The 14,347-nt window shown below is 73.5% G+C and carries 12 protein-coding genes; 11 read left to right on the top strand and 1 reads right to left on the bottom strand.

Annotated elements, in window-relative coordinates; all coding sequences use genetic code 11:
- Entirely contained in the window at positions 1-1,482 is a 1,482-nt protein-coding gene (locus ACIBK5_RS20720; RefSeq protein ID WP_399021339.1) for an alpha/beta hydrolase, read from the bottom strand.
- Positions 1,483-1,573: 91 nt separating this feature from the next.
- Between ACIBK5_RS20720 and ACIBK5_RS20725 the strand changes: the two genes are divergently transcribed.
- The 11 genes from ACIBK5_RS20725 to ACIBK5_RS20775 all read left to right on the top strand — a co-directional run bounded on the left by ACIBK5_RS20725 (position 1,574) and on the right by ACIBK5_RS20775 (position 14,089).
- Positions 1,574-2,830, top strand: a complete 1,257-nt coding sequence (locus tag ACIBK5_RS20725; RefSeq protein ID WP_399021340.1) for an ATP-grasp domain-containing protein — start codon at positions 1,574-1,576, stop codon at positions 2,828-2,830.
- Positions 2,827-3,663, top strand: coding sequence for a Rossmann-like domain-containing protein (locus tag ACIBK5_RS20730; protein ID WP_399021341.1), 837 nt, complete (start codon positions 2,827-2,829; stop codon positions 3,661-3,663). Before ACIBK5_RS20725 ends, ACIBK5_RS20730 begins: the two co-directional genes overlap by 4 nt.
- Positions 3,660-4,748: a PLP-dependent cysteine synthase family protein gene (locus ACIBK5_RS20735; protein WP_399021342.1), complete on the top strand. Its 1,089-nt coding sequence runs from the start codon at positions 3,660-3,662 to the stop codon at positions 4,746-4,748. The genes ACIBK5_RS20730 and ACIBK5_RS20735 overlap by 4 nt, the downstream gene beginning before the upstream one ends.
- A complete protein-coding gene (locus tag ACIBK5_RS20740) occupies positions 4,745-5,797 on the top strand; it encodes a dipeptide epimerase (RefSeq protein WP_399021343.1) in 1,053 nt (350 codons plus the stop codon). The genes ACIBK5_RS20735 and ACIBK5_RS20740 overlap by 4 nt, the downstream gene beginning before the upstream one ends.
- On the top strand, positions 5,781-7,016 hold the full coding sequence (locus ACIBK5_RS20745; RefSeq protein ID WP_399021344.1) for an MFS transporter: 1,236 nt from the start codon (positions 5,781-5,783) through the stop codon (positions 7,014-7,016). The genes ACIBK5_RS20740 and ACIBK5_RS20745 overlap by 17 nt, the downstream gene beginning before the upstream one ends.
- Positions 7,013-7,798 (top strand): class I SAM-dependent DNA methyltransferase, encoded by a 786-nt coding sequence (locus tag ACIBK5_RS20750; protein ID WP_399021345.1) that lies wholly within the window; start codon positions 7,013-7,015, stop codon positions 7,796-7,798. The genes ACIBK5_RS20745 and ACIBK5_RS20750 overlap by 4 nt, the downstream gene beginning before the upstream one ends.
- Positions 7,799-7,813: 15 nt before the next feature.
- Positions 7,814-9,382: an ABC transporter substrate-binding protein gene (locus ACIBK5_RS20755; RefSeq protein ID WP_399021346.1), complete on the top strand. Its 1,569-nt coding sequence runs from the start codon at positions 7,814-7,816 to the stop codon at positions 9,380-9,382.
- 98 nt (positions 9,383-9,480) lie between these two features.
- The gene (locus tag ACIBK5_RS20760; RefSeq protein WP_399021724.1) at positions 9,481-10,413 is read left to right on the top strand and encodes an ABC transporter permease; all 933 of its coding nucleotides are present in this window, start codon (positions 9,481-9,483) and stop codon (positions 10,411-10,413) included.
- Entirely contained in the window at positions 10,410-11,201 is a 792-nt protein-coding gene (locus ACIBK5_RS20765; RefSeq protein ID WP_399021347.1) for an ABC transporter permease subunit, read from the top strand. Before ACIBK5_RS20760 ends, ACIBK5_RS20765 begins: the two co-directional genes overlap by 4 nt.
- Positions 11,198-12,856 carry an ABC transporter ATP-binding protein gene (locus tag ACIBK5_RS20770; RefSeq protein ID WP_399021348.1) on the top strand — a complete coding sequence of 553 codons (1,659 nt, stop codon included), beginning with the start codon at positions 11,198-11,200 and terminating at the stop codon, positions 12,854-12,856. The genes ACIBK5_RS20765 and ACIBK5_RS20770 overlap by 4 nt, the downstream gene beginning before the upstream one ends.
- Before the next feature lie 141 nt (positions 12,857-12,997).
- Entirely contained in the window at positions 12,998-14,089 is a 1,092-nt protein-coding gene (locus tag ACIBK5_RS20775; RefSeq protein WP_399021349.1) for an acyltransferase family protein, read from the top strand.
- Positions 14,090-14,347 lie beyond the last annotated feature (258 nt).

The raw sequence follows: 14,347 nt of genomic DNA on the forward strand, positions 1-14,347 counted from the left end.
CTACCGGACCGCCGGCAGGCCCGGGCCCGTGCAGCGCACGTCCGCCGACGGCACGGTTCCGCGCACCAGATAGGCCGCCACGGTGTCGTCCACGCACGCGTCGCCACGGCTCGCGAACACGCCGTGGGAGTAGTCGTTGTCGAGGGTGACCAGGCGTGCGCCGGGCAGCAGGCGCCGCAGCTCGCGGGCCCCCTCGACGGGCGTGACGGGGTCGTGCGCGGAGGCGACGAGGAGGACCGGCGGCGCGTCCGGACTGCCCAGCGGGGTGCGGTGGGCGGGCCGGTGGTGCCAGTAGGCGCAGGCGCTCGCCTCCATGCCCGTCAGGACCGGCTGCGGGTCGAGCCGGCGGGTGCGGCGGATGTCCGTGACGATGTCGCGGGGGCCGGGGCCCGGCCCGTCGGCGCACTTGACGACGCGGTTGGCCGATTCGTAGTTCTGTGAGTCCGGGCTGTCGAAGGCGGTGGCGGGGCGCAGCCCGTCCGGGTCGCCGTCGGCCAGGTAGCCGCGCAGGCCGTCGGCGAGGCCCTTCCAGCGTTCGGTGCGGCCCAGCGCGCGGTACACCGCGCGGTCGAACTCCGCAGGGCCGAACCCCGCGACGGGCCGCGCGGCCAGCCCCCGGCGCACCCGCAGATACGACGCACGCACCTCGGCAGGAGTCTCTCCCAGGCCGAAATGCCCGGCGGCCCAGGCGAAGAACGTGTCGCGCTGCCGCAGCAGGGCCCGGCTCTGGATCACGTCGAAGTCGTACCAGTCCCACGGCCCGACCACGCTGTCCAGCACCATCCGGCCGACGCGGTGCGGGAAGCGGGCGGTGTAGGCGGCGCCGAGCCAACTGCCGTAGGAGACGCCGAGGAAGCTCGTCCGTGGTTCGCCGAGCGCCCCGCGTATCGCGTCCATGTCGTACGCCGTCTGCTCGGTGGACAGATGGGGCAGCAGGCGGCCCGCGTGCTTCGCGCAGTCGTCGGCCATGGCGTGCAGGGATGCCAGGTACGCCCGCTCTGCGCGGGGCCCGGCCGGGACCGGGTCGCTGCCGGGGCTGTCGAAGAGGCCGCCCATCGGGCCGCAGGAGACCGGGGTGCTCCGTCCGACGCCGCGCGGGTCGAAGCCGACCACGTCGTACGCCCGCCGCACGCTCTCGGGGAGCTTGGCCCGCTTCGTCACCGCGTAGGGGAGCCCGGAGCCGCCGGGGCCGCCCGGATTGACCAGCAGGATGCCGCGCCGTTCGGCGGGGGTGCCCGAGGCGCGGACCCGTGAGACCGCCACCTCGATGCGGGGCCCGGAGGGATGGTGCCGGTCCAGCGGCACCGCGAGCCGTCCGCACTCGACACGGTCCGGTGCCGCGGGGCGGGGGACGGAGTCCGGGCAGGCGGAGAAGCGGAGGCGCGTGGGCGGCTCGGCCGCCCGGACCGGGCCCGCGGGGAGCAGGGCTGTGGCGGCCGTGAGAGCGCACAGGAGTGCGGTGCGGCGCAGTGAACGAGTCAACAGGGTCTCCGGAAAACTTCACTCAAGAAGATGACAATGAAAATGATTATCGATAGCGTCTGCGGGTGGCAACCTTTTGAAAGGGGGAGTTGTGTCTCATCTGTTGGTGGTCGAGAGCTGGGTCGGGTCCATGAGCCGACTGCTGCCGCGGGCGATCCGGGAGAACGGGCACGTGTTCACGTTCCTCACCCGTGACCTGCACCACTATCTGCGCTCGGCCCCGGAGGGAACGGCCCATCCGCTGCTCGGCGCCCGCAACGTCATCACCGCCGACACCAACGACGTCGAGGCGCTGCTGCCCGAGGTCGAGCGGCTGCACGGGGTGCTCGGCTTCGACGGGGTCGTCACGTCCTGCGACTACTACCTGCCGGCCGTGGCGCGGATCGCCGAGCGCCTCGGTCTGCCCGGCCCCGGGCCCGAGGCGGTCGGGAACGCCTGCCGGAAGGACGCCACGCGCCGCGTCCTCGCCGACGCGGGGGTGCCGGGCCCGCGCTTCGCCGTCCGAGAGGAGTGGGCCGACATCGCCCGGGCCGCGCGGGACATCGGCTATCCGCTGGTCGTCAAGCCCGTCGACCTGTGCGCGGGCATGTACGTGCGCCGCGTGGACGACGAGACCCAACTCGCCGCCGCCTGCCGGGCCCTGGCCGGCTTCCCGGTCAACGCCCGCGGACAGCGGCGGACGCCCGTGGTGCTGCTCGAAGAGCTGCTGGACGGCCCCGAGGTGAGCGTCGAGACCGTGTCCTACGGGGGTGCGGTCCATGTGGTGGGCGTGACCGACAAGAGCGTCGGCGGGGCGCCCGCCTTCGTCGAGACCGGGCACATGTTCCCCGCCGACCTGACGACGGCCGACGCCGAGGCGGCCGAACAGACCGCGCTGGCCGCCCTCAAGGCCCTCGGGCTGACCGACGGGGTCGTGGCGCACACGGAGATCAAGCTGACCTCCGCCGGGCCGCGCGTGGTCGAGGTCAACCCCCGGCCCGCCGGGAACCGCATCACCGAGCTCGTACGGCACGTCACCGGGATCGACCTGGCCGCCGCCTTCGTGGACGTCGCCCTGGGCCGCGCACCCGATCTGCGGCACACGGACACCGGGCTGGACAGCGCGGCCGTCGGCTTCCTGGTGCCGGGCTCCTCGGGCACCCTCGAAGCGCTGGACGGCATGAACGTGTGCGACCTGCCCGGTGTGCTGGAGGTGCAACTCGCCGAACCCGGCAAGGCGGTGAAGGCGGCGGGCAGCAACAACGAGTACCTGGGGCACGTCATGGCCGGCGACGCCGACGGACTCGGCGCCCGCGCACGCGTCGAAAGCGTGCTGGACGGGCTGCGGGCGGGACTGGTGATCCGATGACCACCGCCCTCACCGGACTGTCGTACGACCACCTGGTGACGCTCGTACGCGCAGGAGCCCTCGGGCCCGACCCCGGCACGCTGCGCGTCGCCGTCGCCTTCACCACCCGGCAGGCCGTCCGGCACGCCGGACGGGGCACCGGCTACCGCAACGAGGTGCTCAGCCTGCGCCTCGCCGAGGCCGTCGGCTCCTGCGCGGTCGAGCCCGGCGCGCTGCCCGACAGCGCGGTCGAGGAGTGTGTGGGCGCGGACGTGGCCCGGCTGCTGGAGCATCCGCTGCCCGCGGTACGGGTCGCGGCCCTCGACGCCTATCTGCTGCACGTCCTGCCGCACACCCCGGCCAACGGGGCCCGCCCCGTCCCGCTGCCCGCCGGGTCGTCGCTGGAGAAGTCCCGGGCCCGGGCTCAGGCCGTCGTCGGCCTGCTCGACCTCCCGCCCGGAGCCACCGTGCTCGTCGTGGGCGTCGTCAACTCCCTTCTGGAGGCGCTGCGTTCGCGCGAGCTGCGCTACATCCCGTGTGACCTCAAGGGCGGCGCGACCGAGTGGGACGAGCCGGTCGTCGCCGACGCGCTCGCCGCGGCGGGCCGGTGTGACGCGCTGCTCGTCTCCGGCATGACCCTGGGCAACGGCACCTTCGAACCGCTGCGGCGGCACGCCCTGGCACACGGCAAGCAGCTGGTGATGTTCGCCCAGACCGGGAGCGCCGTGCTGCCCCGCTTCCTGGGGCAGGGCGTCAGCGCGGTGTGCGCGGAGCCGTACCCGTTCTTCTGGCTCGACGGCGGCCCCGGTGTCCTGCACCGCTACGACGGCTCCTGTCCGGGAGGCGGGCGATGACGGCGACCGCGCTGCGACCGGCCGCGCGACGGGAACTGCTCTCCCTGGTCGGCCGTACCCCGCTGGCCCGCATCACCGCCGACCTGCCCGGCCCGCACCCCGGCTTCTGGGCCAAGCTCGAAGGGCTCGCCGCGGGCGGGATGAAGGCACGGGCCGCCGTGTCGATGCTGCTGGGCGCCCGTGAGCGCGGCGAACTGCTGCCCGGTGCCCCGGTGGTGGAGTCCACCTCCGGCACCCTCGGCATCGGGCTCGCCTTCGCCGGACAGGCCCTCGGCCATCCCGTCGTGCTCGTCGGCGACCGCGAACTGGAGCCGTCCATGCGCCAGTTGCTGCGCTCCCACGGGGTACGGCTGGAGATCGCCGACCGTCCGCTGGAACGGGGCGGCTGGCAGGCCGCGCGCCTGGCCCGGCTGCGGGAACTGCTGGCGGAACTGCCCGGCGCCTACTGGCCCGACCAGTACAACAACCCCGACAACACCGCCGGTTACGCCTCCCTCGCGGCCGAGATCGCCGTCGAACTCGACCATCTGGACGTCCTGGTGTGCAGCGTCGGCACCGGCGGCCACAGCGCCGGCATCATCGGCCCGCTGCGCCGCCACTGGCCCGCCCTGCGGCTCATCGGCGTCGACGCGACCGGCTCCACCATCTTCGGCCAGCCCGCCCGGCCCCGGCTGATGCGCGGCCTGGGCAGCAGCATCCACCCGCGCAACGTCGCCTACGACGCCTTCGACGAGGTCCACTGGGTCGGCCCGGCCGAGGCCGTCGACAGCTGCCGCCGGCTGGCGCGGGGCGCCTTCGTCAGCGGCGGCTGGTCCACCGGCGCCGCCGCCCGGGTCGCCGCCTGGGCCGCCCGCGTCCACCCCGGTGCGGTCGTCGCCACCGTCTTCCCCGACGGCCCGCACCGCTACCTCGGCACGGTCTACGACGACGACTTCACCGCCGCCCACGGTCTCGACCCTGATGCCGCGGCCACCCGGCCCGTCGAGATACCGCACCCGCACGCGGCGGAGGCCGCCGGCTGGGTCCGCTGCACCCGCGTCAGCGACCCGCTCGCCGCCCCCGCTCTGAAGAAAGAGAACTTGTGAAGTCCAGCCTGCGCACCGTACGCCTCGAACTCGCCGAGCCGCTGCGCATCTCCCGTTCCACCATGACCGCACGCGACGCCGTCTGGCTCACCGTCGAGCACGACGGACTGCGCGGCCACGGCGAGGCCGTCACCAGCGTCTACTACGGACTCGGCACCGAGACGCTCGTACGGCTCCTCTCCGCCGTGGACCTGAGCCGTTTCGCCGATCCGGAGAGCGCTCTGGAGGCCCTGCGGGCGGGGGAGTCGTTCGCGAGTGACGTGCCGCCCGCGGTCACCGCCGCCGTCGAGTCGGCGCTGCTCGACCTGGCCGGCAAGCGTGCGGGCGCCCCCGTGCACCGTCTCCTCGGGACCACCGCCCCGCCCGTCGCCGCGACCGCCCGCACCATCGGCATCACCGCCCTGGCCCGTGCGGCGGCCGAGGCCCGGCGCCTCGCCGCGAGCGGCTTCGAGATCATCAAGGTCAAGGCGGGCGCCCCCGACCCCGAGGACGACATCGAGCGCGTGCGTGTCATCCGCGACGCCGCTCCCCGCGCCCGGCTGCTCCTCGACCCCAACGGCGCCTGGTCCGTCGCGCGGGCGGACGCCCTGCTGCCGCGCTTCGCCGATCTCGGCGTGGCAGCCGTCGAGCAGCCCGTCCCGCCCGGCGACCCGGACGCCCTGGGCGCCCTCGCGGAGCGCGCACCGCTGCCCGTCATCGCCGACGAGGACGCCGTGACCCTGGAGGACGTCCGCCGCCTCGCCGGACGCGTCCAGGGCGTCAACGTCAAGCTCGCCAAGTGCGGCGGCGTCCACGCGGCCCTGCGCGTCGCCGAGCTGATCGAGGGCAGCGGCACCGATCTGATGCTCGGCTGCCTGACCGCCAGCACCCTCGGACTCGCCCCCGCCGTCCACCTGGCCGACCGGGCCCGCTGGGCCGACCTCGACGGGCATCTGCTGCTCGCCCACGACCCGTGGACCGGCATCGGCGGCGCCGACGGCGTCGTCCGCACCAGTGGCCTCCCCGGCCTGGGCGTCGAGGAGGTGGCGGCCCGTGCGCACGTGGCATGAGATACGACGCTTCCCGCTCGCCGTACGGCTCCTGCTGGTCAACCAGCTCGGCGTCAACACCGGCTTCTACCTGCTCATCCCCTACCTCGCCACCCACCTCACCGAGAACCTCGGCCTGTCGGCGGCGGTCGTCGGCATCGTCCTCGGGGTCCGCAACCTCAGCCAGCAGGGCCTGTTCATCATCGGCGGCTCCGCCTCCGACCGGCTCGGCGCACGCGGCGTCATCATCGCGGGCTGCGCCCTGCGCACCCTCGGGTTCGCGCTGTTCGCGCTCGGCGACGGGCTGGCGGTGCTGCTCGCCGCCTCCGTGCTGAGCGGGCTCGCGGGGGCGCTGTTCAACCCGGCCGTGCGGGCGTATCTCGCGCAGGAGGCAGGGGAGCGCAAGGCGGAGGCGTTCGCGCTGTTCAACGTGTTCGCCACGACCGGAGCACTCATCGGCCCGCTGCTGGGCAGCGCCCTGCTCCTCGTCGACTTCCGCACGTCCGCGCTCACCGCGGCCGGGATCTTCGCCGTCCTCACCGTGGCGCAGGCGCTCGTCCTGCCCGCGCGGAAGGCGGAGCCGAGTGGCGGCGGCGTCCTCGGGGACTGGCGCGAAGTGCTCGGCAACCGGCCCTTCGTGGCCTTCGCGCTCGCCATGGTCGGCATGTTCACCCTGGAGAACCAGCTGTATCTGCTGCTGCCGGCGGGGGCGCGGGACGCCACCGGCTGGGACGGGGCGGCCGGGATCGTCTTCCTCGTCGGAACGGTGGCCAACCTGGCCCTCCAGCTGAGGATCACACGGTCCCTCAAGGCCCGGGGCGACCGAGGGCGCTGGATCGCCGTCGGACTCGCGGTGATGGCGCTGGCCTTCCTGCTTCCGGCCTTCCTCGCGGGCGTCGTACCGGTGCTCGCCGGAGCCCTGCTGCTCTACCTCGGCGTCATGATCGCCCAGCCGTTCGTCATGGAGCTGGTCCCCGGCTTCGGCCGCCCCGAACTGACCGGCACCTACTTCGGCATCTTCTACGTCGTCTCCGGCGTCGCCGCGGCCCTCGGCAACACCGCCGTCGGCTGGGCCATGGACCGCGGTGAACACGGCGCCGGGTGGCTGCCGTGGGTGTGCTGCGCCTGCTTCGGCCTCGTCTCCGCGCTCGGCGTGGCCTGGCTGCGCCGGCTCGGTGCCCTGCCCGCGAGCCCGAGTCCGGAGGTGCCCGCGCCGGCGGGGGAGAGGAGCAAGGTGTGACGAGCGGTAACCTCCTCACCGACCATCCGGCGCTGTACGAGGCCCGCTTCCCCGACGCCGAGCGGCTGGCCGCCCGGTGGGCCGAGGACTGCCTGCGCCGCCACGGTGCCGGGCCGCGCGTGCTGGACATGGGCTGCGGCACCGGCCGGGACGCGGCCGGACTGCACGCGGCAGGCCGCACGGTCACCGGCGCCGACCTGTCCGAGGCGATGCTCACCCACGCCCGCGCGCACCACCCCGGCCCGCAGTACGTCCGCGCCGACCTGCACGGCTTCGACCTCGGCCCCTTCGACGCCGTCGTGTGCCTGGACAGCTCCCTCCTGTACTGCCACACCAACGACCAGCTCGACGGCTTCCTCGCCTCCTGCCACAGGGCCCTCAGCCCGGGCGGCCTGCTCGTCGCGGAGATGCGCAACGGCGCGTACTTCCTCGGCCGCACCGACCTGCTCGACCGGCCCACCGCCAACGCCTTCGCCTGGCAGGGCACGTCGTACCGCTCCACCACCACGCTGACGGTGGACCGCACGGCCCAACTCCTGCGCCGCACCCGCGTCTGGACCACCGACGACGGATCCGAGCCCGTCACCCAGCACTCCGCCTGGCGGCTGCTCTTCCCGCACGAACTGCGGCACTTCCTCACGGCGCACGGATTCGACGTGCTCGAACTCCACGACGGACCCGGACCGCGCACCGAACCTCCCTGGCGGGCGGGCGAGTCGCCCGGCCGGACGACCGACGCGGACCGGCTCCACCTCGTCGCCCGCCGCCCGCACACCCACTGACCCGAAGGACCAGTCATGCACGACGCACACTTCCCCGGCCTGCGCCGGCGCGGCTTCCTCGCCGCCACCACCGGCGCCGCCGCCCTCGCCCTCACCGGCTGCGGCGGAGGCACGGACGACAAGGCGGACAGCGGCAGCGGGGACAAGCCGAAGCGCGGCGGACGGCTGCGCGCCGCCTTCGCCGGCGGCGGCGCGAGCGAGACCCTCGACCCGCACCTGGCCAGCCTGTTCGCCGACGTCGCCCGAGCCAAGGCCCTCTACGACAAGCTCGCCGACTACGACGCCGACCTCTCCGCCAGCCCCCGCCTCGCCGCCGCGTGGGAGCCGAACAAGACCCTCGACCGCTGGCAGGTCACCCTGCGCGAGGCCGCCTTCCACGACGGAAGGCCGGTCACCGCCAAGGACGTCCTGCACAGCTACCGCCGGATCGCCGACCCGAAGCAGGCGTTCCGCGCCAAGGCGTCCCTGGAACCCATCGACCTCGACGCCAGCCGTGCCACCGGCGAGCGGACCGTCGAGTTCGTCCTCAAGCGTCCCACGGCCGAATTCCCCAACGTCCTGGCCGCGTTCGGCGCGTACATCGTCCCCGAGCACGCGAGCGACTTCGACAAGAAGCCGATCGGCTCCGGCCCCTTCCGCTTCGTCTCCTTCGCACCCGGCCGCTCCGCCGTCTTCCGCCGCCACGAGAACTACTGGGACGGCGCCCCCTACCTCGACGAACTCGAATTCGTGGTCGCCAACGAGGAGTCCGCGCGCGTCAACGCCCTTCTCGCGGGTCAGGTCGAGTACGCCCACGAACTCAACCCCACCACCGCCCGCGCCCACGAGGGCCGGGGACAGATCGAGATCGTCCGGCTGCGCAACAGCGCCATGCAGGCGTTCTGCATGAAGACCGACCGGCCGCCCTTCGACGACCGCCGGGTGCGCGAGGCGTTCTTCCTCATCGCCGACCGGAAGGAACTCGTCGACGGTGCCCTGGCCGGCGCGGGCGAGGCAGGCAACGACCTGTTCGGCAAGGGCTACGAGTACTACGCCGACGGCCTGCCCCAGCGCGAGCAGGACCTCGACCGAGCCCGCGCCCTGCTGAAGAAGGCCGGAGCCGAGAAGCTCAAGGTCACCCTGGACACCTCCGCCGTCGCCGCCGGCTTCACCGAGGCGGCCGGCATCTTCCGCGACCAGGCCGCCAAGGCCGGCGTCACGATCGACGTCAAGATGGGCAGCAAGGACTCCTACTGGAGCGACATCCTGGACGGCGGCACCCTGTGCTGCTACCGCTCCGGCGCCATGCCCATCGAGGCCCACCTCTCCCAGCGGCTGCTCACCGACTCCACGACCAACGCCACCCACTGGCGGCACAAGGACTTCGACGCCCTCTACCAGCAGGCGCAGTCCACCCGCGACAAGACCGAGCGGGCCGCCGTCTACGAGCGGATGCAGCGCCGCCTGTATGCCGAGGGCGGCTTCCTGATCTGGGGCTTCGCCGACTGGATCCTCGGAACGGCCCGCGGCGTCAGGGGCGTGGAGACCAAGGCCCCGGCCAACACCCTCGACTGGGCCCGCTTCGACAACGTATGGCTGGCATGAGCACAGACGTCCTGAAGGGGCGCGGGGAACTGCGCGACAAGCCACAACGGCGCCGCGGACGCCGGACCAGCGGAACGCCCACCGACCTCCGCTCCTTCATCACCAGAAGGCTGATACTCGGGGCCGCGCAGACCGCCGCCGTCGTCCTCCTGGTCTTCACCCTCACCGAGGCCCTCCCGGGCGACGCCGCCGTCGCCCTAGCCGGCGACCAGCCCGACCCCGCCCGCATCGCCGCGATCCGCGAGGCCATGGACCTCGACCGGCCCGCCCACGAACGGCTGCTGAGCTGGGCCGCAGGCCTGCCGCACGGCGACTTCGGCACCTCCCTGACCTCAGGCCGCCCCGTGGCGCACTACATCGCCGACGGCTTCGGCCCGAGCCTGCTGCTGGCCGCGCTCACCCTCGCCCTGCTCGTCCCGCTCGGCTTCGGGCTCGGCGTGCTGGCCGCCCGGCACGAGGGGCGGCTGATCGACCGGCTGGTCAGCTCCGTGACGCTCGCCGTGTACGCGGTGCCCGAATTCGCCCTCGGGGTGCTGCTGGTGACGGTCGTCGCGCTGAAACTGGCCTGGCTGCCGCCGACGGCGGTGGGCTACGGCACGGACCTGCTCGGCCACCCGGCCGTACTCGTCCTGCCGGTGCTGGTCCTGCTGTCCCGGCCGGTCTGCTCCCTGTCCCGCCTGGTCCGGGCCGGTATGGTCGACGCCCTCGCCTCGCCCTACGCCGCCCATGCCCACCGCTACGGCGTCCCCGGCGCCCGTGTCCGCTACGCCCACGCCCTGCCCAACGCGCTCGCCCCGGCGGCTCAGCAACTCGCCCGCACCGTCGACTGGCTGCTGTGCGGGGTCATCGTCGTGGAGGCGCTCTTCGTGATCCCCGGCCTGGGCACGGTCCTGCTCAACGCGGTCGCCGAGCGGGACGTGCCGGTGGTGCAGGGGCTGGCGGTGGTATTCGGCGTGCTGACCGTCGTACTGAACCTGGGCGCGGACGTGGTGGCGTACCGGCTGACGCCGCGGGCGGGGGTGGTGGCGTGAGGGCGCACCGACTGCTGCCCGGCCTCGCCGTCGTCGCGGTGCCCCTGCTCCTCGCCCTCCTGGGGCCCGTGTTCGCCGGTGACCCCGGCCCCCGCGCCGTCTCCTTCACCCTCGGCGGCGGCCACTGGCTCGGCACGGACTTCGTCGGCCGGGACGTCTGGCAGCAGGTGCTGCACGGCGGCCGTACGGTCGTGCTGACCGCGCTCGCCGCGACGGCCCTCGCCTACCTCGTCGCCCTGCCGGTCGGACTCGCCGCCGCGGTCACCCGCGCACGGTGGCTCGAGGAACTGCTGATGCGGCCGCTGGACGTGCTGCTCGCCGTTCCGTCGCTGCTGCTGATCCTGCTGGTGGCGTCCGTGTTCTCGCCGGGCGCGGCCGGCCTCGCGCTGCTCGTCGCGCTGGTGAACGTGCCCGACGCCGCCCGGATCGTACGGGCCGCGGCGGCCGAGGCGGCGGCCCGGCCCGCCGTGGAGGCGCTGCGCATGCAGGGCGAGTCGTGGTGGCGCGTCGCCGTCGGCTACGTCGGCCGCTCCGCGCTGCGCACCCTGGCCGCCGACGCCGGTGTCCGGCTGACCGGCGTGCTGTATCTGGTGTCCACGGCCGCGTTCCTCGGCGTGGGCGTCGCCCCGGACGCCGCCGACTGGGCGGTCATGGTCGACCGCAACCGCACGGGCCTGTTCATCCAGCCCTGGGCCGTGGTCGTGCCCGCCCTGCTGATCGTCGCCCTGACGACGGGCACCAACCTGCTCTTCGACGCCGCACTGGACAAGAAAGGGCGACGCCCGTGAGCCAAGACACCGATCCGGTCGCCGAGATCCGTGACCTGCGCGTGGAGATCGCCGGCCGGGCCATCGTCGACGGGGTGGACCTGCGGGTGCTCCCCGGCCGGGTGACCGCCCTGGTCGGTGCCTCCGGGAGCGGCAAGACCACCACCGGCCTCGCGCTGCTGGGGGAGTATCCGGCCGGCGCCCGGGTCACCGGGGAGGTGCGCCGGCCCGGAGACGGCCCGGTCGGGTACGTGCCCCAGCACCCCGCGGCGGTCCTCAACCCGGCCCGCCGCGTCAGCGCCCTGCTCGACGACATCGCCCGCTCCCAGGTACGCCACCTGCCCCGCGCACAGCGCCGCACGGCGGCCCGGGAACGGGTACGCGAAGCGCTGGCCGGAGCCCAGCTCCCCGCCCCCGAAGTGCTGTTGCGTCGCTACCCTCACCAGCTCTCCGGGGGCCAGCAGCAACGCGTCGTCCTCGCCCAGGCCCTCCTCCTCGGCGCCCGCGTCATCGTCGCCGACGAACCCACCACCGGCCAGGACGCGCTCACCAAGCGAGGCATCGTCGACCAGCTGGCGGCGGTCGCGGCCCGCGGCATCGCGGTCGTCCTGCTCAGCCACGACCTGGACGTGGTCCGCGCCCTCGCCGACGAGGTCCTCGTCCTGCGGGCGGGCCGTGTCGTCGAGTCGGGCCCCACCCGACGCCTGTGGCACACACCCCGCCACGAATGGACCCGCCGCCTGCTCGCCGAACACGGCAGGGCTCTCGCCGACGAGACCGGCAACGACGCGGCGCAGGACGACGACAGCCGCGGCGTCGCCCGTCACCTCGCCCCACTTGAACCCGACCGCCCAGTCCGGGCCCAGGCCGAGGACACCCCCGACCTGGCCCCTCTCCCCGTCCTCCGCGTCAGTCACCTCACCGCCCGGCACCACGACGGCGCCCGCCGAGGCACCACCGTCCTGCGCGCCCCGCACCTGGTCCTGCACTCCGGCGAATGCCTGGCCGTCGTCGGCCGCTCGGGCAGTGGCAAGACCACTCTCGCCCGCTGTCTGGCCGGGCTCCACCAAGACCACGACGGCGAGATCCTGCTCGACGGGACCGCGCTGCCGCGCAGCCTGCGGCAGCGCGGCCGGGCCCAACTGGCAGCCGTGCAGTACGTCTTCCAGGACGCTCTGGCCGCCTTCGACGAGCACCGGCCCGTCCTCGCCCAGGTCGCCCGCACCGCCGTCCGGCTGCGCGGCACCGACGAGAGGGCGTCCCTGGACGAGGCGACGGCCACGCTCGCGAGCCTCGGGCTCCCGGACGGTCTCGTCCGCCGCCGCCCCGGGGAGCTCTCCGGCGGTGAACTCCAGCGCGCCGCCCTCGCCCGCGCCCTCCTCGCCCGCCCCCGCGTCCTGGTCTGCGACGAGATCACCTCCGGCCTCGACACCGTCACCCGCCGCGGCATCCTCGACCTGCTCACCGCACTCGTACGCGACCGCGACGACCTCGCCCTCGTACTCATCACCCATGACCTGGACACGGCGGCACTCGCCCACCGCATCGCCGTACTGGACGGGGGCGAAATCGTCGAACAGGGCCCGGCACGAGAGATCCTGACCGAGCCGCGGCATCCTTTCACCGCCGCCCTCGCGGAGACGATCGCCCGTCTCGATACGTATACCCGGGCATGAGCCGAAGCGAGTCACACCCGTTACGAGTTGAACGAGGGCACGGCCCTGTGATTAGGGTGCGGGCGATGTTCTGCGCAGACCCCTCACCCTTACTCCGGGCAAGACGAGGCACGGCCGCTTCGAGTCGCTGGGGGAGGGCCCGTGAGTGACACGGTGACAACGGCCCGCCCGGCGGCCGAAGAAGCCCGGGCCACACGGACGAAAGAGCGGGACACCCCGGCCCGGCCGGTCCGGCAGCGGGACGCGTTCTTCGACAACGCCAAGTACCTGGCGATCGTGCTGGTGGCCGTGGGGCACGCGTGGGAGCCGTTGCGGCCCGGCAGCAGGGCGGTCACCGCCCTCTACATGCTCGTCTACGCCTTCCACATGCCGGCGTTCATCATCATCTCCGGCTACTTCTCGCGCACCTTCGACGGAAGCCCGGCGAAACTGAAGCGCCTGGTCACCGGCGTCGTCGTCCCGTACGTCGTGTTCGAGACGGCGTACACCCTGTTCACCCGCTGGACCAGCCAGGACCCCGACCGGCCGGTCAGTTTGCTGGATCCCCTGTATCTGACCTGGTTCCTCGCCGCGCTGTTCATCTGGCGGCTGACCACACCGTTCTGGCGTCATGTGCGGTGGCCCCTGCCGCTGGCCTTCGTCATCGCGATGCTGGCGACGCTCTCGCCATCTGTCGGCAACGACCTCGACCTGCAACGCACCCTGCAGTTCCTGCCGTACTTCGTCTTCGGACTGCTGCTGCGGCCGGAGCACTTCCGGCTGGTGCGCCGGCGCAAGGTGCGCATCCTCGCCGTGCCGGTCGCCTGCTGCGCCCTCGCCGTGGCGTACTGGGCGGTGCCGCGGATGAACTACGCCTGGTTCTTCCACGCCGACAGCGCCCGGGCCCTGGCCGCGCCCTTCTGGTACGGGCCCCTGATGACCCTGGCCGCCTTCGGCTGCTCGGTCGTCCTGGTCGCCTGCTTCCTCGCCTGGGTACCGGGGCGCCGGTTGTGGTGCACCGCGCTGGGCGCGGGCACGCTGTGCGGCTATCTGCTGCACGGCTTCGTCGCGCAGGCCGCCAAGTACTGGGGCTGGTACGAACCGGCCTGGGTCCAGGGGCCCGTCGGCGCGCTCACGGCCACCCTGGTGGCAGCGGCGGTCATGACCGCGCTGTGCACGCCGTCGGTACGGCGGCTGTTCCGCTGCGTGACGGAGCCCGGGATGCGGTGGGCCTTCCGCCGGGCGGCGGGGTGAGCGCCGAGCCCGCACGCTGGAGCGTCACTCACTCATGAACTGGGGTGATGACTCGCTCGCGTGACACCGTTCAGCGCCTCCGTCATCTGGTGCTGCGTCTCTTCGGCCACCACGCGGGCCTCCTCTACGACGTCACCGCGTTCGCGGATGAGGCTCTCGTAGATCGGAAGTTCATCGGTCCGGATCGAGTCGGGTTTCACAGGGTTGGTCCTATCGCTTTACAGCCGGGTCTGAGGGGCCCGTGTAAGTCTGCGTCAT

The sequence above is a fragment of the Streptomyces sp. NPDC050546 genome (assembly GCF_044457425.1).
Classification (GTDB): domain Bacteria; phylum Actinomycetota; class Actinomycetes; order Streptomycetales; family Streptomycetaceae; genus Streptomyces.